This window comes from Niallia sp. 01092, from assembly GCF_052318935.1.
Classification (GTDB): Bacteria; Bacillota; Bacilli; order Bacillales; family Cytobacillaceae; genus Niallia.
Genome location: NZ_JBQRKO010000021.1, coordinates 1 through 19,798 on the forward strand (window position 1 = coordinate 1; position 19,798 = coordinate 19,798).

Here is a 19,798-nt window from a genome sequence, read left to right on the forward strand (position 1 = left end):
CCCTCTAAATGCTTGATTTTCACTATCTATATTTCATAGCATCCACTTTTTCAGTGACCTCAGCAATGTGACGAGGAGGCTCGACGCTCGCTAAACGGACGAAGTGTATTAAGGCTGCGAGTTAAAAGTAATAATCTATAAACATTCTTTTTCTTTCTTTGAGTAAAAAATATAGTAGTCTAACCGATATAAGTAATAGTACTAACAACATAAAAACTGTTTAAACTATTAAATAAACGACTCTTGGGAGAAAAAATGAAAAGAATATTATTAGCAGACGATGAAGATATTTTAAGAATGTTAATTATGGATACCCTTGAAGAGGAAGAATTTATTGTTGATGAAGCACAAGATGGCGAAGAGGCACTTCGGTTAATTAGCCAAAATAAGTACGATCTCCTCATTTTAGATTATATGATGCCCATTTTAACAGGGTTGGAAGTCATTGAACAAGTACGCAAAGATACAGCTCATCAACACTTGAAAATTTTAATGCTTACCGCTAAAAGTCAAGCTTTTGAACAAGAACATATATTACATGCTGGAGCAGATTATTTTATGGCAAAACCTTTCAGTCCATTAGAATTGTTAAAAAAAGTTGAGGAAATTGTACATGATTAATTCCTATATTAAACAAAGCATATCAAGGCAATTTGTAGCCTTAATATGCTTTTTCATTCTATTATTTGTTGTAGGAGCTAGCATACTGGTTTATTTTCAAAAATCTGTAAACGAAAATTATGTGGAAAATCGCGAAAAACTAATTGAAAAACGCAAATTAGTTCAGGACATAGAAGCTCATTTTCTAAAAGCGATGTCTAATGCACGAGGTTATTATGCTTTTAATAATAAAAAGTTAAAGGAAAGTGCTCAAAATGAACAACAAGAGATCAAAGTATTGATTCAACAGTTTAATCAATTAGCAAAAACAGATGATGATCACTTGGCATTAAAAGAGATGAAAGAATTTTATACTTTTTATTTTGAAGAAATACTGCCAAAAGCACTAGCCTATTATGAACAAGGCAAGGATAAAGAATTAATGAAACTTGCCAATGATGGGGGAACGGCAAAGGTTGAAGCCTATCAAAAAGAATTAAACTCGTATTTAGTCGAGATAAATAAAACCCTGAATCAGGAAGTAACAAAACTTTCCAATTCTATTGCGAATTTACAGTTATCGTTTCTTGTTTATACGATTGTATTATTAACAATTGTCATTATTATTGGAAGAATAATGGTGAAACGAATTGGAAAGCCACTGTCTGATTTTGCAGTTGCTGCAAATGAAATAGCAAAAGGCAATGAGGCGGAAATAAAAGTCGAAACAAAAAGGAATGACGAGTTGGCAATATTATCTGTTGCTTTTTCTCGTATGTATCAAAGTATTCAAGAAAAAGAACAGGATTTGTTGACACAAAATGAAGAGCTAATTGCTCAACAAGATGAATTATATGCACAGCAAACACAGTTAGAAGAGGTATTAAAAACAGTAAAAAACAATGAAGAAACATTATTTCGCAGAAATCGCTTAATAAATAATCTATCCAATTCACTTAATAAGCAAAAAGTTTTAAATAGCATCATTGAAAATATGTGTGATCTGATTAAGGCAGATAGAGGGATTATTGTGATGGTGGAAGAAGATTCATATGCAGCATTCGGCATATCGGTGAAAGGTGCTAAACAGTTTAAAGATTATTTATATACTGGTATGTATTTCCGCTTAGAAGAACAGCGCAAACCATTTATTATTAAACGAAAACTCGTCATACCGGAGAAAGGCTATCATGAAGAAACAGGCTATGTATATGACTTATATATTCCTGTATTTTCAGCAAATGAAGATATAGTTGCTATTATGATGTATAGCCGTTTTAGCGACCGTTTTACTGAATTTAAAATGGATGAATTTGTTACATTAGCTAAACAAATAGGGATTTCCTTAGACAAAATTCATTTATTTGAACAAACGGAAAAAGATAAAGTATTAAATCAAGATATATTAAACAATGTGCAAGAAGGGATTCAGCTAGTTGGCACAAGTGGAGAAATCATTCAAGTCAATAGTAAATTTTGTGAAATGATGGGATATTATCAAAAGTTAGAGTTATTAGTTGGACAATGCTGGCGTGACTGGACAACGTATTTAGCACAATTTCTAGATGGGGACGATGCCTTAATTACTTTTATAGAAAATTCTCTGCAAACTTCATCGAATAGCTCTTTTACTTTTCCTATCAAGAAGGAAAATAAAGTAATTAACGTGTATGCAGAAGGTTTATTTCGTGGGGAAGAAAAGTTTGGAACGGTTTTTGTTTATCGAGATATAACAAAAGAATTTGAAGTAGATAAAATGAAATCAGAATTTGTCAGTACAGTAAGCCATGAACTTCGAACCCCTTTGGCGAGTATATTAGGATTTACAGAGTTAATGATCAACCGTGAATTAAAAGAGGAAAGACAGAAAAAATATTTATCGACCATATATGGAGAAGCGAAAAGATTAACTGCGCTCATAAATGATTTTTTAGATGTTCAAAGAATGGAAGCTGGAAAGCAGACATATGAAAAGAAATATATTGAGATTTTACCGATTGTTGAAGGAATAGTAGAGAAGCAACAAATAAATGCGCCAAAACATGATATAACTATACTTTCTTCATTAGAAAATACGTATATTCTTGGAGATAAATTGAAAATAGAGCAAGCATTTACGAATATTATCAGCAATGCCATTAAATATTCTCCAGAAGGTGGTCTAATTGAAATAGCCATATTTGAAGAACATGGAAAAATAAATGTTTCGGTAAAGGATAGAGGATTAGGAATACCAGCAGAAGAAATAAGTAAGCTTTTTACTAAATTTTATCGTGTCGATAATACAGATAGACGGAAGATAGGTGGAACAGGACTAGGTTTAGCGATTGTCCAAGAAATTATGAACGCTCATGATGGGGAAGTTACCGTAACATCACAATTAGGCCAAGGCAGTACCTTTACCCTATCATTTCCATGCGTTGCTGTTCACTTAAAGGATTTCAATAATGATGTTGATTCAAATAAAATAATCGCTTATAAAATTATGGTAATTGAAGATGATTATAGTTTAGCTGAACTGATGATTCATGAGCTAAGAGATTATGGATTTCAGGTGCAATACTTTAAGAATGGTCAAGAAGCATTACAAGCAATTGAACAAAATACACCAGATGCCATCGTTTTAGATATTATGCTAGAGAATGATAATCTGAACGGATGGGATATGATGCAGAAGTTGAAAAAGAAAGACACAATAAAAGATATACCGATTGTGATTTCAACTGCATTAGATGAAAAAGAAAAGGGCTATTCATTAGGAGCAATGGACTATTTAGTGAAGCCGTATCGACCAAGTGAGTTATCAAGAACGATTATGCAAACCTTATTAAAAATGGGAAAAATCGGGCAAGTGCTCATTCCAGAAAAAGATTCAAATTCAGGAGATCATTAAAATTTCTGATAAACCAAGAGGGAATAGACCCAATGTCATCAACTTAAGGTTCCATAAAATGTTATTAGATTAAACCGTCATAAAATTGTTATATTAAACCAACAAATCACTTGACTTTTTAAGAACACCACAATAATCGATTTGGATACCTTTTTTTTGGTTATATCAACGATGTGTGGTGATTTTTTTATGGAGAAAAGTGTTTTAACCGTGTAAAAGGATTACGAGCTAATAGAAATGGATTGATTCAAAAGTCCGCTTTTTAAAGTTTTGATTCATGAAAATAGGATGCCAAAGGAGGGTGAAAAAAATTACATTTCATCCGCCTGGGCATCCTATTGCCTTTTTTATGGATCCTATTTATGGGATACCCTTTATTTAAAAGAAATACCTCATTTGTTTGGAGAGGTGTCCGCTCGACTCCTACGGGATTAGCGAGAAAGACGAGACCCCACAGGAGCAAAGCGACGAGGAGGCTCGGCGCTCGCCCCGTGGAAAGCGAGCGGTAAGCCTCGGAGAACAGAACGGAAACCCTTACTTCCTATTTAGTTGCTTATTTTCCTTTTATTTAAATCCTAGCTTGATGACATTGGGAATAGACCTTCTTGTTTTTTTTCTAATTTTATAATCGGCAACTTTTTAGCTTTTTCCAGTCATTAATGTCGTAAATATGGCAACAAATACAATTGCCACAAAGGATGCAGCGAGTTTATCCAATCCGACAATAGGGATGCCGCTTAATAAGATGAATCCGTCAATAATAAAAATAATGATTCCTACATGGAGGGTAGAGTAGTTGGCAATAATTTGTGCCAGTAAATCGGTGCCTCCTGTGCTTGTTTCAAATCGCAGCATTATGCCTATTCCGATCCCAATAATCATCCCTCCAATAAAGGAGCTGAAAAGCATTGACAAAGAAAAAGAGTCTCGTAAAAAGGAAAGAAGATCAATCATCAAAGAGGAAATAACAAAGCCAAATATGCCGTAGAAAAAATATTGTTTATTATAAAACCATACAAATAGATATAACGGAACACTAATAATAATCATTGTCATGCCAGTTGGAATATCATAATGATAATGCAGTATTAAACCAATTCCGATTAATCCGCCGTCTAAAAGGTGATGTGGAACTAAAAAACCGTTAACTCCGATTCCGACAAGCATGCTCCCGATGAAAACAACTGCTATTTTTTCTGCCATTATCGTATCATCCTACCTTGTCCATTCTAGTACATATCTATGTCAGTAATAAAAAATTAGAATCAAGAAAATCCAGGCTGTCGACAAACGCTCGCTTTCTTCGTTGTTCGCCTTACTCGGATGCTCATTACCCAACCACGGTAACTCCGCTCCTCCCAAGGCTTCACGCCTCGAAAGACAAACGTTTTCGATCAGCCTGAAGTTTCTGCTAAAATCACTTTTGTCTCACTCTGAAATCATTAGTTTTTTTTTCAATATTAATTTTCAATTTTTTAAAATGTATTGTAAGACTTGTTGTATAACCGCTAAACTTAATATATTAGCAATAGGGTAGGGGATGAAGAACAATGTATGATCAATTAAAAGATTTACCACTACATAATCAAATTGAATATTTAACAAAAATACTAGTACAAATGAAAAGTCATAATGGAACAGAAGGTGAAAAGGAAAAAGGAGACTTTCTTTATAAAGCAATTCAATCGTTTCCATATTTTAAAGAAAATCCAATAAATATTTGGAAACAAACATTGGAAGAAGGAAAGCGAGTAAATGTATTTGCTTTTGTAGAAAGCATAAAAAAATCAAATAAAACCATTATTTTTCATGCTCATATTGATACGGTAGGAATTGATGATTATGGAAGCATCAAAGAAATAGCGCATAGTCCAGATAAGCTGCAAACGTATTTTTCTACTTATAAAGCGGATGCTGAAGCGCAGCAGGATGCTTTATCTGGAGAGTGGATGTTTGGCAGAGGAGCTCTTGATATGCAAAGCGGCATCAGCATTCATTTAGCAAATCTTTTATATTATTCTAGCAATAGAGTACAATTGGAAGGTAATATATTAGTTCTTTTTAATATGGATGAGGAAAATCAGCATATCGGAATAAGAGGGGCATTATATGAATTATCGAGATTAAAAGCAGAAAAGAATTTACAATTTATTGCTGCGATTAATAATGATTTTATTTCCCCGCTATATGAAGGAGATTCAAATAAGTATATTTATTGTGGAGGTGCTGGGAAGCTTCTTCCGTGTTTTTCTATATTTGGAAGAGAAGCGCATGTAGGAGAAAGCCTTGTAGGACTGGATCCTACATTAATTGGTTCAGAAATAAACCGTGTGATGAATCAAAATTTTTCTCTTGCTGAAGCATTGGAAGGTGAACTTGTGTTGCCGCCTAGCTGTTTGTATTTTAAAGAGAATAAAAGCAGCTATGATGTGCAAACACCTGTAAGTTTAAGAATGTATTTTAACTATTTTATTTATAAAGCAACTCCGGCTGAAGTGTTGGAGAAATTGAAAGAAATTGCAGTAAAAGCTTCTGGAAAAATTGAAAAAGAGCTTGCTGATCATTATCAAGCATACCGGTTGGCAAATAATCTTCCAGAACGTGTATTAGATTGGAAAACAGAAGTTCTAACATTGCAAGAATATATAGACCAGCTAAAAGAAAAGCAGGTAGATCCGGAAAAAAGGATAATAGAAGTACTTGCTAAAACGAGAAAAGAAATAACGGATGATCGTATGATTGCCTTTGAAATGGTGGAAGCATTGCAGAATTTAGATCCAGAAAAGAAACCAAGGGTTATTATCTTTTTTGCACCACCTTTTTTGCCATCTAATACGCTGCAAAACGATGAACGATCTATTGAATTAAAACAGATCATTGCAAATGTATTGGAAAGCAGTGGGGAAAAATACAAAGAAAGTTTTTCTTTGAGAAACTATTTCCCTTATTTATGTGATGGCAGTTTTTTAGCTTTTCATGGCAATGCTGCAGAAATAGAAACAATAAAAGCTAATTTTCCAGGCATGGACCAATTATTTCCGTTAGCATTAGAAGAAATGAAGGAATTAAATATTCCAGCATTAAATATTGGGGTGTACGGGAAAGGCGGACATAAATGGACTGAAAGAGTATACAAACCATACTCTTTTCATACATTGCCTCTTATTATAAGAGAAGTGACGGAAAAGTTATTAACAGTTGACAGGTAATAAAACAAGGCTGTGTTCGTATAGATTATTGCTTTTAAACTCGCAGCCCGAATACACTTCGTCCGTTTAGCGAGCGTCGAGCCTCCTCGTCGCATACGCTCCTGTGGGGTCTCGTCTTTCTCGCATTCCCACAGGAGTCTACGTGTATTCAGTCTGCTGAGTACTTCTTCTCCTATTTTTTTACATAGAAAAAACAACTAACTTTGAGAAAACAGCCTAAACAAAAAAGACCTTCTGTTTGAAAGAAGGCCTTCTTTGTTTTAGAAAATAAAATTTAAAATATAATAGCAGATCGCTGCACAAGCTGCAGAAATAGGCAATGTAATCACCCAAGTAATTAACATTCTTTGTGCCGTTCCCCATTTTACGCCTTTTAGGCGGTGAGAAGCACCTACCCCTAAAATAGAGGAAGAAATAACATGTGTCGTACTTACTGGCAGGTGAATAAATGTTGCTCCGAATATAATCATCGCTCCAGTAATATCAGCTGCTACACCATTAACAGGACGAATCTTCATAATATTACCGCCGACGGTTTTGATAATTTTCCAGCCACCAACAGAAGTACCAAGTCCCATTGCCAGCGCACAGGAAAGCTGCACCCAAAAAGGAACATCATCTGTAGTAACATATTTATTGGCGATTAATGCCATTGTAATGATCCCCATTGCTTTTTGTGCATCGTTTGTACCATGTGTGTAAGCTTGCAGAGCTGCCGTGAAAATTTGGAATATACGGAATCTGCGGTTTGTTTTTGTTAAATTTAAATCTCTAAAAATAAATTTAAAAATCGTATAAACTATAAATCCAATACTAAATGCAATAATTGGAGATAAAATAAGCGCTTCAATGATTTTAGTAAATCCACTATAATTTAAAGAACTGAATCCAGAAGCAGCAATTGCAGCACCTGCTATCGAACCAATAATGGCATGGGAGGAACTGCTTGGTATGCCATAATACCATGTTAATAGATTCCAGAAAATAGCTGCAATAAGTGCTGCTAAAATAACAAGAGAACCATTATTTAAAGTAAATGGGTTTACAATATCTTTAGTAATGGTTTTAGCAACACCAGTAAAAGTCATTGCCCCAATAAAATTCATAACGGCTGCCAAAATGATGGCATGTCTAGGTTTTAACGCTTTTGTAGAGACTGCAGTTGCAATAGCATTGGCCGTATCATGAAATCCATTGATAAAATCAAATGCTAAGGCGCAAACCACAATTAAAATGGTAATGATTAAAATTGTATCCATAGGTAAACTCCTTAAGCATTCTTCATTATAATACTTTCAAGTGTGTTTGCAACACTTTGGCAGTTATCAGCAACTTCTTCTAGATTTTCATACACTTCTTTATATTGAATAATACGGATTGGATCTTTTTCAACAGAAAATAAATGCTTGATAGATTGGCGAAGAATACCGTCGCACTTTGATTCTAAATCTTTGATGCGAATTGCATATTCTCTGATTTTTGGCAATTTCTTTGTTGATAAAAGCTCTACGGATTTTTGAATTTCAAGGCCGCATTTTTTAATTGCTTCAACAAAACGAAGCATATACTCATCTGCACTAATGATGTTGTACATTTCAAGCAATGCAGAGCAGTGCTCTAAGCTATCTAATACATCATCCATGCTCATTGTTAATGCAAGAATATCTTCGCGTTCAATCGGTGTAATAAAGGCTTTGTTCAATTCAGTAATCACGTCATGAACATACGTATCGCCTTTCGTTTCAATTTCTTTGACTGTTTCAGAAAATGTTTTTAAATCACTGACATTTTTAATTTTAAAATCTGCAAAATAATCAGCGCCTTCTTTTAAATTAGAAGCAATATTATTTAAAAGTACTGCGAATTTATCCTGTCTTTTGAAAACCATTATTGTTACCCCCATTTTATAAGCTAAGCCTTTCATATTGTAGCGAAAGTTTGTCGAAGTGGGTAGCTTTTTATCGAAATCTTTACAAAAAATTAATATTTTGTTTACATAATTTTTAAATTACCCCCTTGTATTTTTTATAAAGTTTAAAAATTCTTAATATTTAGCTTGTGTATTAAAGGATAGGCTACCCTGAAAAGAAGTTCCGCAGCGTGAATACACTACGCTTTCCGCGGGCGAGCGCCGAGCCGCTTCGTCGCTACGCTCCTGCAGGGTCTCGTCTTTCTCGCTTTCCCGCAGGAGTCTTCGTGTATTCACGCTGCTCTGTGCTATAAATATGGAGACTGCTTCTTTCCATGTACCATGATGCAAATTTTGTTGCATGGGTGTCTACCCTGAAAATAAGCTCTGTTAAAAGGGGGTTTCCGAAGCTTATCGCTCGCTGCAATCAACAGGCAAGTTTAACAGAGCCTTCTTGAAAAGTAATTAGTAATTAATCATTGTTGTGTCTAATTTTCTATAATAGAATAAATTAATAATAAAAGCTAAATGCAGAGGTGAAAGTAATGATAGAAAACAGCACTATTTTAATTAGAAAGACGATTGAAAGTGATCTTTCTTATATCATTACCACAGAATCGAATAAAGACAACCTGCCATATATCATGCAGTGGTCAAGGGATGAACATTTGCATGCAATCCAACAAGATACTAATTTAATGCATTTAATTGTCATCGAAAAAAAAGAAAATAAACCCGTAGGATATTTATTAATTAACGGATTAAACGACAGCAATGAAAGCATTGAATTAAAAAGAACAGCTTTTTCGGATAAAGGAAAAGGATACGGTCGTCAAATGCTGCAATTAATGAAAAAATGGGTTTTTACAGAAAAAAAGGCAAATCGTTTTTGGTTAGATGTAGTGGATCATAATCAAAAAGCAAAAGCATTGTATGAGTCAGAAGGATTTATCGAAGAAGGATTGCAAAGAGAAGCCGTAAAAATTAATAATCAATTTGAATCCATCTACTTAATGTCGATGTTGAAAAAAGAATATTTTAATCAATAGCATAAAGGAGAAAACTGGTGAAAAAAGTAGCTGTAATAACGGGAGCGAATAGCGGGTTTGGTTTATTAATGGCATTAGAATTTGCAGTAGAAGGTTATCATGTCATTGCAGCAATGAGAGATGTAAATAAGGGTTCATTGCTGCTGGAAAAAGCAAAAATAAAAGGAGTAGATTCTCTTATAACCCCATTTCCTCTTGATGTTACTTGCAAAGAAAGTATAAAAAATTTCAAGGATTATATAGACGAAATTGGCAGTGTTGAGGTTCTTATTAATAATGCAGGATATGCTGTGGCAGGGTTTGTGGAAGATGTTCCGCTGGAAGAGTATAAAAACCAGTTGGAAACAAATTATTTTGGAACGATAGCTGTTACCCAAATGGTTTTACCATTAATGAGAAGACAAGGGTTTGGAAAAATTATTATGATGAGCAGCATCAGTGGAAAGGTTGGATTTCCAGGCCTTTCTCCGTACGTTTCATCTAAGTTTGCATTGGAAGGATGGAGTGAGTCATTAAGGTTGGAATTACGACCATTTTCTATTGATGTTTCGATAGTAGAGCCAGGTTCATATCAAACAAATATATGGAGCACTGGAAAAAAAGTAACTAAAAAATCTCAATCAGAAACATCCCCTTATTATTTATATATGAAGAGACTCGAAGCGTATCTACATATGAGCAGTAAAAGTTATAGAGATCCATTAGAGGTAGCAAAAAAAGTGGTGGCAATCGCCAATAAAAAAAATCCTTCCTTTCGTTATGCTATTGGAAAAGGAGTAAAACAAACCATGTTGTTAAAAGCGCTTCTGCCATGGAAATGGTGGGAAAAAATGATGCTGTTGCTGTTAAAAAACGATTTATAATTTTGGCTGTTTTCGTATAGATTGTTGCTTTTAAATGCGCAGCCTGAATACACTTCGTCCGTTTAGCGAGCGTCGAGCCTCCTCGTCGCATACGCTCCTGTGGGGTCTCGTCTTTCTCGCATTCCCACAGGAGTCTACGTGTATTCAGTCTGCTGAGTACTTCTTCTCCCATTTTTTTACGTAAAAAAACAACAAATACTGAGAAAACAGCCGAAATTTTACATTGATTAACAAATATAGTCAACTCGAAGTGTTCTGCATAGTAGGTTGCAGAGCGTTTTTTATTGGATTATCTTCTGAGGAAAATGTTAAAATATAGATAATTCAAAATTTGGAGGTGTCTTTTTGTGATTAAAAGCATCGAACATAAAGTGAAGCTACATAATGGCGTACAAATTCCTCAGCTTGGATTAGGGGTTTACTTAGTAGAAGAAGGAAAAACAATAGTGGATACGGTAAAAACAGCTATTCAATTAGGCTATCGTTCCATTGATACGGCAGCTTTTTACGCCAACGAAGAAGGTGTAGGGCAAGCTATTAAAGAAAGCGCGATCGCAAGAGAAGAGCTGTTTATAACAACGAAGCTTTGGAATGACGACCATGGTTATGATGCAACCCTTAACGCGTTTGAAACGAGTTTAAAAAAGCTAGATTTAGAGTATATAGATTTATATTTAATACATTGGCCTGGAAAAGACAAGTATATTGAATCATGGAAAGCATTTGAAAGATTGTATGAAGAAGGACTTGTTAAGGCGATTGGCGTAAGTAATTTTCATGAACACCATTTAGAGCGATTAATGGCAAATGCAAATGAAAAGCCAACCGTCAATCAAGTAGAGCTGCATCCTAGATTAGCACAAGAAGAATTAAGACAATACTGTAAAGAGAAAGATATTAAGGTGGAAGCATGGTCTCCTCTTGCTAGAGGGCAGCTGCTAAACGAACCAACGATTAAATATATTGCCAATAAACATGGAAAATCACCTGCACAAATTATTTTAAGATGGCATTTGCAAAATGACATCATTGTCATCCCAAAATCAGTTTCTCCAACTAGATTAAAGGAAAATGCAGATATATTTGATTTTCAATTAAGTATGGATGAAATGAACCAGATAGATCAATTAAATATGAACGAAAGAACAGGAAAAAATCCTGATGAATTACTATTTTAGATACTAAAAAGATAAATCATAAAATCTAACCATGTTTTTTATTTAAAAAAGCATGGTTAGATTTTTTTTGCATACATTTTTAAAGTTATATGTCTTGAGATCGAAATAAAATAAAAGGAGTGAAATGATGATGGAAATTTTAGCGAGTTTCGGAATTTTACTTATTCGTCTTATGATAGGATTATCGTTTATAGGGCATGGTGCACAAAAATTATTTGGTTGGTTTGGCGGTTATGGCTTAGAAGGGACTGCAGATTTTTTTGAATCAATCGGAATAAAACCTGGAAAAATCATGGCGTTAGTTGCAGGCTTAGGCGAATTTATCGGCGGATTGTTGTTTTTATTCGGTTTATTAACACCGATTGGCTCCATCCTTATTAGTATTACAATGATTATGGCAATTATAAAAGTTCATGGATCCAATGGGTTTTGGGCTTCGTCAAATGGTTATGAGTTAAATTTATTATATTTAATTGTTGTAATAAGTATAGCATTTACAGGAGCGGGTATATTCAGTCTGGATACATTGTTTTAAAAACAATAATAGACGAAATAGAGTAGAAAGAGTACTTCTTAATTTTTATTATACTTTCAACACTTTTTTCTCTTTGGAAAATAATATCTTCAGTCATTAATGATCAGCCTGCACGATTCGTTTAAAAAATACATAGTGATAAATAAATGATGATTGGTATGTTGCAGCGATAAATGAGTTACACCTTATTCTAAAACGAAGGAGTGCTATATATGGGACTTTTATGGTCATTAATCATTGGAGGCATTATCGGTTGGATTGCTGGATTAATTGTAGGGAAAGATATTCCTGGTGGAGTAATTGGCAATATTATTGCTGGTTTTGTTGGAGCTTGGCTAGGATCACGGTTATTTGGAACTTGGGGGCCTTTTATCGCTGATTTTGCGATTATTCCAAGCATCATCGGTTCCATAATTGTTGTATTTGTAATAAGCTTCATCAGGAAAGGTATTAGGTAATCATAAAAAATGGGAGATGAAGTACTCAGCAGACTGAATACACGTAGACTTCTGTGGGAATACGAGAAAGACTCGGGCGCACAGGAGCGTATGCGACGAGGAGGCTTGACGCTCGCTAAACGGACGAAGTGTATTCAGGCTGCGAGTGTTTAAAAGCAACAATCTATATGAAAACAGGCTAAAAAATATAAGAAGAGGGACATTAATGCTTCGTCCCTCAGGATGTTGAAACTTTTAAATTGAGTATATATCAACTTCAGGAAAAATCGCTGGCTCATCTAAAAAGGGAGCGAAACATTCCACTTTTTCTTCTGTTATAGGATGTGTAAACTCAATTTTTACTGCGTGCAGCGCTTGTCTTGGAAAAATTGGTTTCCCCCCGTATAACATATCACCTGCAAGAGGATGGTTTATAGAACTTAAATGGACACGAATTTGATGTGTTCTTCCGGTATCAAGTGTACATGTCAGCAAAGATAAATTTTCTTTTTTTAAATGTTTAAGTACCTTATAATGTGTTATTGCCGTCTGGCCGTTTGGAGAGACTCTTCTTCTAGTCGCATGATGGCGATCGCGCCCAATCGGCTTATTAATCGTTCCGGATTTGACTGGCAAGAAGCCTTGTGCAATAGCAATATAAGTTCGTTTTATGTTTCTTTCTCTTAACATTTGATCGAGCATACTTCCTATTAATTCATGTTTGGCGAATAAAATGCAGCCTGAAGTATTTTTATCAAGGCGATGAATATGTTTAATTTGTCTTTCCTCCCCATTCATTAACACATGAAACGCTACTCCATTTAGCAAGGTAGAAGAGTCATCGGGAGTGTTTGGATGGGTATCAATATTGGCTGGTTTATTAACGATCAACAAATAGTCATCTTCATAAAGAACTGACAAATCCATATAAGTAGGTTGAATGGCCGCTTGTGTATTGGTAAATAATTTAATCTTTAGTAGATCATTTTTTTGCAGAGCATTTTTCCAGTCTGCATAGTAATCATTTACCATTACTTTTTTCTCCATTTTATATAAATGGATCTGTTTTTTTGAAGCGAAAAAAAACTCTCGAAAGATTTCTTCTATTGTCAGGCCACTCCATTTATGAGGAATATGAATAAAAAGCCATTCTCCTTTTCGTTCTGTTTTTAGCATGTTTTTCTCCTTTACATTAGATGAAAAATTAAAATTAGAATTATCCACATATCATGGTTTTAATTACCACGGAAAACAGTTTCTCTGTATGTTATCCTATTGATATTAATAAAAAACAAGCAACAATAAGTAGAGGGTGGTCTGTTTACATGAAGGTAGTTTATGCATCAACGCCTACCCAGGCAGAAAAAATTGACGAACTAATACAAACGTTTTATTCCGCGGTTTTTCCTTATTATTTCTCTGATGATGAAGTACAACATTTTTCAAGCTTAAAGGTTTTGCATCCAACACCGGAGCAAATGGATAGAATAGGTACATTAAAGACATCTTATCAAGTCATTACGAGCTTGCAAACAATCATTTCTATTTTGGAAGTTCCCCAAAATAAAAACAAATACAAACAAATTTTCGAAAAAAATGTAAATATATTAGAGGAATTTGAATTGTTTTTTCCTTTCCAATTGGAAAATTTTAAAGAAGAAGCATATTTAATTGGAAAAAACGTTGATATTTTTCCTGAATCCAATAATTCCCTATTAAATTAATGAAGTGGTTTCTAAAAAGAACAGAGCCCCGACAATATTTTTGTCAAAGCCCTGTTCTTTTATTTAGGCTGTTTTCTCAAAGTTTGTTGTTTTTTACGTAAAAAAATGGGAGAAGAAGTACTCAGCAGACTGAATTCACGTAGACTCCTGTGGGAATGCGAGAAAGACGAGACCCCACAGGAGCGAATGCGACGAGGAGGCTCGACGCTCGCTAAACGGACGAAGTTGTATTCTGGCTGCGAGTTTAAAAGCGCAATCTATACGAAATCTAGCCTTTATTTAAGGGTATTATCTTCAAACCATTGTTTAAATGCTTCTCCCTTTTGGTAGCCGACTATTCTGTTTGTTTCTTTTCCATCTTTAAATTGAATAATAGTTGGAGTGGATTCGATACGGTAATCATCCCAGCCTTGTTCATACTCCAGTAAATTATATTGCACAAGATCAATTCCTAAATCTTTTGCAACTGGGTTAACAATAGGAGTAGTTTTTTGACAGTATCCACATGTAGGACTATAAAAATAAACGGTTACATCTTTTTTTGCCTCTATATTATCCTTTAAGTCCTTCGGTTGGATAATATTTTGATAATTTGGATCATCTAGTTGATCAACGGTAGATGCATTTAAAGCACTTTTGCCGTAGGGATTGTCATCTGCTGCTTTTTCTTTTTTTAGATGAGATAAATAAGCGACACCTGCAAATAATAAAATAATGAATAGAAGAAAGAAAAGTACTTTTTTCATTCGTTATGATTCTCCTTCGTTTTTTTCCAAACAATTAAACTGCATATAAAAATAATCGTAAAACCTATTAGTGCTAGAAATGGAATGGTAATAAATCCAAACCAATTGATATATTCTCCTGTGCAAGGGATTCGTCCACATGCAGGAGCAGCATCGGATAAAAAACTAAATTTTTGGAGCGAGTAATGATACAAAGAGGTGCATGCTCCGATTGCTGCCAAAATCATGGAATAAAAAGTAATCCGATAATCTTTGCGAATAACAGCGAGTCCTAAAATAATCGCAAAAGGATACATAAGAATTCGTTGATACCAGCAAAGGGTACATGGTTCAAATTCTTGTATTTCGGAAAAATATAAACTCCCGAACATACTGATAACAGCTGCTATCCATGCAAGAAAAAGTAGATTCTCACGAGGATCTGTTTGCTTTTTTTTCTTATCCATTGTGTTCTCCTTCGTCTTTTCTCTTGGCTGTTTTCTAAAAGTTTGTTGTTTTTGAAATAAGATGAGAAACATTTTGGAAGTACTGAGCAGCCTGAATACACGTAGACTCCTGCGGGAAAAGTGAGCAATGTGAGACCCCACAGCGAGGTACGAGCGAGGAGGCCCACAAGTCACCCCGCGGAAAGTGAAGTGTATTCAGGCTGCGGGTTAAATAACAACAATCTAAACGAAAAGAGCCTTTCTCTTACAAAAAGTATAAAGAAATTTTTAGATGCTGTAAATAATATAGGTTGTTTGATGTGGAATGCTAAAAGAGTTACTATAAAAATGGAGGAAAAAGGGAATTGTAATGAAAATATTTAGAATAAGGGGAGTAAAAGGATATGTCCAAGTTAGATTTATCTAGATTTGAAAAAAAATTAATGATTCGCAACATGGAATATCGTGATATTGACAATATTTTAACGTTACAAGCTATCTGTTTTCCCGGAATGGACCCATGGAAAAAACAGCAGTTGGAAAGCCATATCCATTTATTCCAAGAAGGACAAATTGTAGCAGAATATGATGGGGAAGTAATCGGCTCCTGCTCTAGTTTAATTATCAATTTTGATGAATATGATGATAGGCATACATGGGATGATGTGACGGACAGTGGGTATATTACGAATCATAATCCTGACGGTTATAATTTGTATGGAATTGAAGTGATGGTTCATCCAAAGTTCAGAAGAATGAAAATTGGTCATCGTTTATATGAAGCCCGAAAAGAATTAGTTCGTAGATTAAATTTAAAAAGTATTATTATTGGAGGAAGAATTCCTAACTATTGTAAATATGAAAATAAAATGAGTGCAAAAGAATATGTACAGGAAGTATCTCACCATAAAATATATGATCCTGTCCTTTCTTTTCAGTTAATCAATGGTTTTACGCTAATGCGGATTAATCCAGATTATTTACCGGATGATGTGCAATCAAAAAAATATGCGACTTTGATGGAATGGAATAATGTTGATTATTTGCCAAAATCAAAACGTATCTTCAAAAGCAGTTATCCAGTTAGAATATGTGTCGTGCAATACATGATGAGACAAATCGAAAGCTTTGATGATTTTGCTAATCAAGTGGAGTATTACACAGATGTTGCGTCAGATGCGGAATCGGATTTTGTTGTGTTTCCCGAAATTTTTACAACACAGCTTATGTCATTTTTAGATGAAAAAATCCCGAGCAACGCGATTAGAAAGGTAACAGAATATACAGAGCAATATATTTCACAATTTACGAATTTGGCAATTAGGTACAATATAAATATTATCGGTGGTTCTCATTTTGTGAAAGAAGACGATGAGGAGATTTATAATATTTCGTATCTTTTTAGAAGGGATGGAACCATTGAAAAGCAATATAAATTGCATATCACACCGAATGAACAAAAATGGTGGGGGATTAGCCAAGGAGATCAAATAAAAGTATTTGATACAGATTGTGGAAAAATTGCTATTCTTATTTGTTATGATATTGAGTTTCCCGAACTGGCAAGAATTGCAACAGATATGGGTGCGAAAATTATTTTTACGCCGTTTTGTACAGAAGATCGGCAAGGTTATTTACGAGTGCGTTACTGTGCACAAGCACGAGCAGTAGAAAATCAAATCTATACCGTTATTGCAGGGACCGTTGGAAACCTTCCACAAACGGAAAATATGGATATACAATATGCTCAATCGGCGATCTTTTCACCTTCAGATTTTGAATTTGCACGAGATGGCATTGTAGGAGAAACGAATCCAAATATCGAAATGGTGATGATTGGCGATGTTGATTTAGAAATTTTAAGAAGGCAGCGTCAGGATGGAACTGTTAGGCAGCTAAAAGATAGGAGGACGGATATATATAAAGTCCAATATAAAAAATAGGCTGTTATCTAAAAGTTTGTTGTTTTTGAATAAAAAAAAACATGGCTGAAGCACTGAGCAGCCTGAATACACGTAGACTCCTGCGGGAAAAGCGAGAAAGACGAGACTTGTGCAGGAGCATAGCGACGAGGAGGCTCGGCAACTCGTCCGCGGAAAGCGAAGTGTATTCAGGCTGCGGGGGAAATAAATACGAAAAGAGCGACAAAATAACTAAATATCCAATTAAAAAAGGGTGCCCATAATAGGCCCCTTTTTTTGGTGGAATTCTGCTTTTTAATGTAAGGCTGTGTGAATAAATTCATCCATTGCTGATTCGTTGGCGTGTTCGATATAGCGCAATAATGAATACAAATGTTCTTCGATAACAGCGTAATCATGTTCGAAGTTATAGGCATGCAGGAAAAGCTCTATTTTTTTGGATAAAAAATTGTCATTTGTGCGTACCATCAATATTAGTAAATTGTCCCATTCGGAACGATGAGTATAGTACAGGGCGCGATCATAATCCACTTTATTCAATTTATTGCCTCCTTTATTTGAAGGAGATGATTATAGTATATGAAAGAAATATAAAACGTTGCACCCTAAAACTTGGCTATGTTGATACAAGTGGATTATCATCTTTTACCTGTATATTTCATATGTATAAGATTTTTTCTTTTTCACAAGATAAGGAAAAAAAGGTGTGTATAATGAAAAAATTAATGGTAATTCTAGGGTTATTTTCTTTCATAATTTTTATTCCAACTGTAGCTTATGCACAAGCAAGCATTATTAATACAGGAGAACCGTATTCGTTTGATGCATTTCAGAATGATGTTTGGCAATTAAAAAACAAATATAAATACAATATCCAAGTTCAAACAATCGGAACTTCAGAATATGGACGAAAACTTTATGCGATAAAGGTGGGCAATGGAAGAAAGAATGTGTTAATGACAGGGGCACATCATGGCAGAGAGTGGATTACTACATTAATGTTGATGAAAATGATTGAAAAGTATGCGAGTGCTTCCACTCCAAATGAACAGTTAAAGGAAGTATCGGTTTGGTTTGTGCCAATGCTAAATCCTGATGGTGTAACGATTCAACAAGGTGATTTATATAAATTTCCTTTTTTTGCAAAAAAGAAAATAAAAAGCATGAATCATCAATCCTCCGATTTTTCCCGTTGGAAAAGTAATGCAATGGGGATTGATTTAAACAGGCAATACCCGAGTGGATGGAATGAATTGAAGGAAACAAGCAACACTCCATCTTATAAAAACTACAAAGGTACTCAACCGTTAGAATCAAAAGAGGTGAAGGCACTTGTTCAGTTTACTGAGGAAATTAAGCCAACGATTGCTGTTTCTTATCATTCTTCAGGACAAGAGATTTTTTGGCAATATAAAAATGGGGGAAATAGGATAAGAGATAAGCAAATAGCTGAAAAAGTTGCAGAGGCAACAGGCTATAAGCTTGGTATGCCAAAAAAAGAGGCAATTGGCGGAGGGTATACAGACTGGTTTATTGACACGCATCATTTGCCAGCATTAACAATCGAAATTTGCCCTCTTATTGAAGACGCTAATCCTCCTTTGTCCACTTTTGCGGAAGAATGGGAAAGGAATAAAATGGTTGTGGGAATATTAGTAAATGAAGCAAAAAAAGTGAATCAAGCACATAAAAACGAAACAAACACAAATAATAGGAAAAAAGCAGGTGGGAGGTAATTATGAAAAATCGCAGTTTTCCTATATTAGTTGCAACTATTTTATTAATGGCAATTATGTTTCCATCCCATAATATTGCCGTAGAAAAGTTAGATTACGAAAAGTATGGAAATATTGCTATTGCAGTGGTGAAAGCAGATTATCCACAAGTAAATGTAACAGATTATGAATACTTAGGAAGAAAACAAATATCCGCAATGGAAGTCCAAGATTCCTTTAAGTTTCAAGTAAAAGAAAATGGTCAAGAAAAAGTAGTAATTGTGACGATTAACCATAATATTAAAAAAGATAAGTTCTTATCTTTAATAGTGGAAGAACAAGATAATTAGAAATAATAAAGGGCACGTTTATCATTCAAGTTCCTGTCGATATGGACAGGAACTTGAATGACTAGGAACGAGCCTTTTTTATCGTCTACCAGGAAATTATAAACGAAATGGGATTGTGGATAACTCGGCGGTTGTGTCCGCATCTAGCTCCAGCGCCTAGCTCTTGTGAAAAATAACCCCATGCCTCTAAAAGTAAAAAGCACTTTTTGAGTCATGTGAACATTTTTCTTCAGAGCTGTTCAA

The 19,798-nt window shown here is 34.6% G+C and carries 19 protein-coding genes; 12 read left to right on the forward strand and 7 right to left on the reverse strand.

All coding sequences use genetic code 11. The annotated features are described in order from the left end of the window. The first annotated feature begins 255 nt into the window (after positions 1 to 255). A complete protein-coding gene (locus ACTXGU_RS17565; RefSeq protein WP_443482832.1) occupies positions 256 to 621 on the forward strand; it encodes a response regulator in 366 nt (121 codons plus the stop codon). Then, the gene (locus ACTXGU_RS17570) at positions 614 to 3,493 is read left to right on the forward strand and encodes an ATP-binding protein (protein ID WP_443482833.1); all 2,880 of its coding nucleotides are present in this window, start codon (positions 614 to 616) and stop codon (positions 3,491 to 3,493) included. The genes ACTXGU_RS17565 and ACTXGU_RS17570 overlap by 8 nt, the downstream gene beginning before the upstream one ends. A gap of 639 nt (positions 3,494 to 4,132) precedes the next feature. On the opposite strand, the gene ACTXGU_RS17575 is transcribed toward ACTXGU_RS17570, so the two are convergent. Next, positions 4,133 to 4,696 (reverse strand): YitT family protein, encoded by a 564-nt coding sequence (locus tag ACTXGU_RS17575; protein WP_443482834.1) that lies wholly within the window; start codon positions 4,694 to 4,696, stop codon positions 4,133 to 4,135. 347 nt (positions 4,697 to 5,043) lie between these two features. Between ACTXGU_RS17575 and ACTXGU_RS17580 the strand changes: the two genes are divergently transcribed. Continuing rightward, positions 5,044 to 6,702, forward strand: a complete 1,659-nt coding sequence (locus tag ACTXGU_RS17580; RefSeq protein ID WP_443482835.1) for a M20/M25/M40 family metallo-hydrolase — start codon at positions 5,044 to 5,046, stop codon at positions 6,700 to 6,702. A 260-nt stretch (positions 6,703 to 6,962) separates the two neighbouring features. Here the strand turns inward: ACTXGU_RS17580 and ACTXGU_RS17585 are convergent, their stop codons facing one another. Further along, positions 6,963 to 7,961, reverse strand: a complete 999-nt coding sequence (locus tag ACTXGU_RS17585; RefSeq protein WP_443482836.1) for an inorganic phosphate transporter — start codon at positions 7,959 to 7,961, stop codon at positions 6,963 to 6,965. 11 nt (positions 7,962 to 7,972) lie between these two features. Next, entirely contained in the window at positions 7,973 to 8,590 is a 618-nt protein-coding gene (locus tag ACTXGU_RS17590; protein WP_443482837.1) for a DUF47 domain-containing protein, read from the reverse strand. Positions 8,591 to 9,156: 566 nt separating this feature from the next. Between ACTXGU_RS17590 and ACTXGU_RS17595 the strand changes: the two genes are divergently transcribed. The 5 genes from ACTXGU_RS17595 to ACTXGU_RS17615 all read left to right on the forward strand — a co-directional run bounded on the left by ACTXGU_RS17595 (position 9,157) and on the right by ACTXGU_RS17615 (position 12,694). Continuing rightward, the gene (locus ACTXGU_RS17595) at positions 9,157 to 9,660 is read left to right on the forward strand and encodes a GNAT family N-acetyltransferase (protein ID WP_443482838.1); all 504 of its coding nucleotides are present in this window, start codon (positions 9,157 to 9,159) and stop codon (positions 9,658 to 9,660) included. Between the two features lie 14 nt (positions 9,661 to 9,674). Beyond that, positions 9,675 to 10,523 (forward strand): SDR family oxidoreductase, encoded by an 849-nt coding sequence (locus ACTXGU_RS17600; protein ID WP_443482897.1) that lies wholly within the window; start codon positions 9,675 to 9,677, stop codon positions 10,521 to 10,523. A gap of 350 nt (positions 10,524 to 10,873) precedes the next feature. After that, a complete protein-coding gene (locus ACTXGU_RS17605; protein WP_443482898.1) occupies positions 10,874 to 11,701 on the forward strand; it encodes an aldo/keto reductase in 828 nt (275 codons plus the stop codon). 130 nt (positions 11,702 to 11,831) lie between these two features. Then, positions 11,832 to 12,236: a DoxX family protein gene (locus ACTXGU_RS17610; RefSeq protein ID WP_443482899.1), complete on the forward strand. Its 405-nt coding sequence runs from the start codon at positions 11,832 to 11,834 to the stop codon at positions 12,234 to 12,236. A 212-nt stretch (positions 12,237 to 12,448) separates the two neighbouring features. Beyond that, positions 12,449 to 12,694, forward strand: coding sequence for a GlsB/YeaQ/YmgE family stress response membrane protein (locus tag ACTXGU_RS17615; RefSeq protein WP_443482839.1), 246 nt, complete (start codon positions 12,449 to 12,451; stop codon positions 12,692 to 12,694). A gap of 234 nt (positions 12,695 to 12,928) precedes the next feature. Here ACTXGU_RS17615 and ACTXGU_RS17620 read toward each other — a convergent pair whose 3' ends face one another. Next, a complete protein-coding gene (locus tag ACTXGU_RS17620; protein WP_443482840.1) occupies positions 12,929 to 13,849 on the reverse strand; it encodes an RluA family pseudouridine synthase in 921 nt (306 codons plus the stop codon). 149 nt (positions 13,850 to 13,998) lie between these two features. Between ACTXGU_RS17620 and ACTXGU_RS17625 the strand changes: the two genes are divergently transcribed. Continuing rightward, positions 13,999 to 14,397 (forward strand): DUF5365 family protein, encoded by a 399-nt coding sequence (locus ACTXGU_RS17625; protein ID WP_443482841.1) that lies wholly within the window; start codon positions 13,999 to 14,001, stop codon positions 14,395 to 14,397. A 275-nt stretch (positions 14,398 to 14,672) separates the two neighbouring features. Here the strand turns inward: ACTXGU_RS17625 and ACTXGU_RS17630 are convergent, their stop codons facing one another. Next, positions 14,673 to 15,143: a thioredoxin family protein gene (locus tag ACTXGU_RS17630; RefSeq protein ID WP_443482842.1), complete on the reverse strand. Its 471-nt coding sequence runs from the start codon at positions 15,141 to 15,143 to the stop codon at positions 14,673 to 14,675. Next, positions 15,140 to 15,589 (reverse strand): disulfide oxidoreductase, encoded by a 450-nt coding sequence (locus ACTXGU_RS17635; protein ID WP_443482843.1) that lies wholly within the window; start codon positions 15,587 to 15,589, stop codon positions 15,140 to 15,142. Before ACTXGU_RS17635 ends, ACTXGU_RS17630 begins: the two co-directional genes overlap by 4 nt. Before the next feature lie 383 nt (positions 15,590 to 15,972). Here ACTXGU_RS17635 and ACTXGU_RS17640 point away from each other — a divergent pair, with 383 nt between their 5' ends. Then, positions 15,973 to 17,511, forward strand: a complete 1,539-nt coding sequence (locus ACTXGU_RS17640; RefSeq protein WP_443482844.1) for a GNAT family N-acetyltransferase — start codon at positions 15,973 to 15,975, stop codon at positions 17,509 to 17,511. Positions 17,512 to 17,784: 273 nt separating this feature from the next. On the opposite strand, the gene ACTXGU_RS17645 is transcribed toward ACTXGU_RS17640, so the two are convergent. After that, positions 17,785 to 18,030, reverse strand: a complete 246-nt coding sequence (locus tag ACTXGU_RS17645; protein ID WP_443482845.1) for a YhdB family protein — start codon at positions 18,028 to 18,030, stop codon at positions 17,785 to 17,787. Between the two features lie 173 nt (positions 18,031 to 18,203). Here ACTXGU_RS17645 and ACTXGU_RS17650 point away from each other — a divergent pair, with 173 nt between their 5' ends. After that, positions 18,204 to 19,226: a M14 family zinc carboxypeptidase gene (locus tag ACTXGU_RS17650; protein WP_443482846.1), complete on the forward strand. Its 1,023-nt coding sequence runs from the start codon at positions 18,204 to 18,206 to the stop codon at positions 19,224 to 19,226. Positions 19,227 to 19,228: 2 nt separating this feature from the next. Further along, entirely contained in the window at positions 19,229 to 19,555 is a 327-nt protein-coding gene (locus ACTXGU_RS17655) for a DUF3889 domain-containing protein (RefSeq protein ID WP_443482847.1), read from the forward strand. The last annotated feature ends 243 nt before the right edge of the window (positions 19,556 to 19,798 follow it).

Coding starts and splice junctions, on each gene's coding strand:
- ACTXGU_RS17630 (WP_443482842.1), bottom strand. CDS start 15,143: ATGAAAAAAGTACTTTTCTTTCTTCTATTCATTATTTTATTATTTGCA.
- ACTXGU_RS17565 (WP_443482832.1), top strand. CDS start 256: ATGAAAAGAATATTATTAGCAGACGATGAAGATATTTTAAGAATGTTA.
- ACTXGU_RS17610 (WP_443482899.1), top strand. CDS start 11,832: ATGGAAATTTTAGCGAGTTTCGGAATTTTACTTATTCGTCTTATGATA.
- ACTXGU_RS17580 (WP_443482835.1), top strand. CDS start 5,044: ATGTATGATCAATTAAAAGATTTACCACTACATAATCAAATTGAATAT.
- ACTXGU_RS17590 (WP_443482837.1), bottom strand. CDS start 8,590: ATGGTTTTCAAAAGACAGGATAAATTCGCAGTACTTTTAAATAATATT.
- ACTXGU_RS17625 (WP_443482841.1), top strand. CDS start 13,999: ATGAAGGTAGTTTATGCATCAACGCCTACCCAGGCAGAAAAAATTGAC.
- ACTXGU_RS17570 (WP_443482833.1), top strand. CDS start 614: ATGATTAATTCCTATATTAAACAAAGCATATCAAGGCAATTTGTAGCC.
- ACTXGU_RS17650 (WP_443482846.1), top strand. CDS start 18,204: ATGAAAAAATTAATGGTAATTCTAGGGTTATTTTCTTTCATAATTTTT.
- ACTXGU_RS17615 (WP_443482839.1), top strand. CDS start 12,449: ATGGGACTTTTATGGTCATTAATCATTGGAGGCATTATCGGTTGGATT.
- ACTXGU_RS17595 (WP_443482838.1), top strand. CDS start 9,157: ATGATAGAAAACAGCACTATTTTAATTAGAAAGACGATTGAAAGTGAT.
- ACTXGU_RS17585 (WP_443482836.1), bottom strand. CDS start 7,961: ATGGATACAATTTTAATCATTACCATTTTAATTGTGGTTTGCGCCTTA.
- ACTXGU_RS17620 (WP_443482840.1), bottom strand. CDS start 13,849: ATGCTAAAAACAGAACGAAAAGGAGAATGGCTTTTTATTCATATTCCT.
- ACTXGU_RS17655 (WP_443482847.1), top strand. CDS start 19,229: ATGAAAAATCGCAGTTTTCCTATATTAGTTGCAACTATTTTATTAATG.
- ACTXGU_RS17635 (WP_443482843.1), bottom strand. CDS start 15,589: ATGGATAAGAAAAAAAAGCAAACAGATCCTCGTGAGAATCTACTTTTT.
- ACTXGU_RS17640 (WP_443482844.1), top strand. CDS start 15,973: ATGTCCAAGTTAGATTTATCTAGATTTGAAAAAAAATTAATGATTCGC.
- ACTXGU_RS17575 (WP_443482834.1), bottom strand. CDS start 4,696: ATGGCAGAAAAAATAGCAGTTGTTTTCATCGGGAGCATGCTTGTCGGA.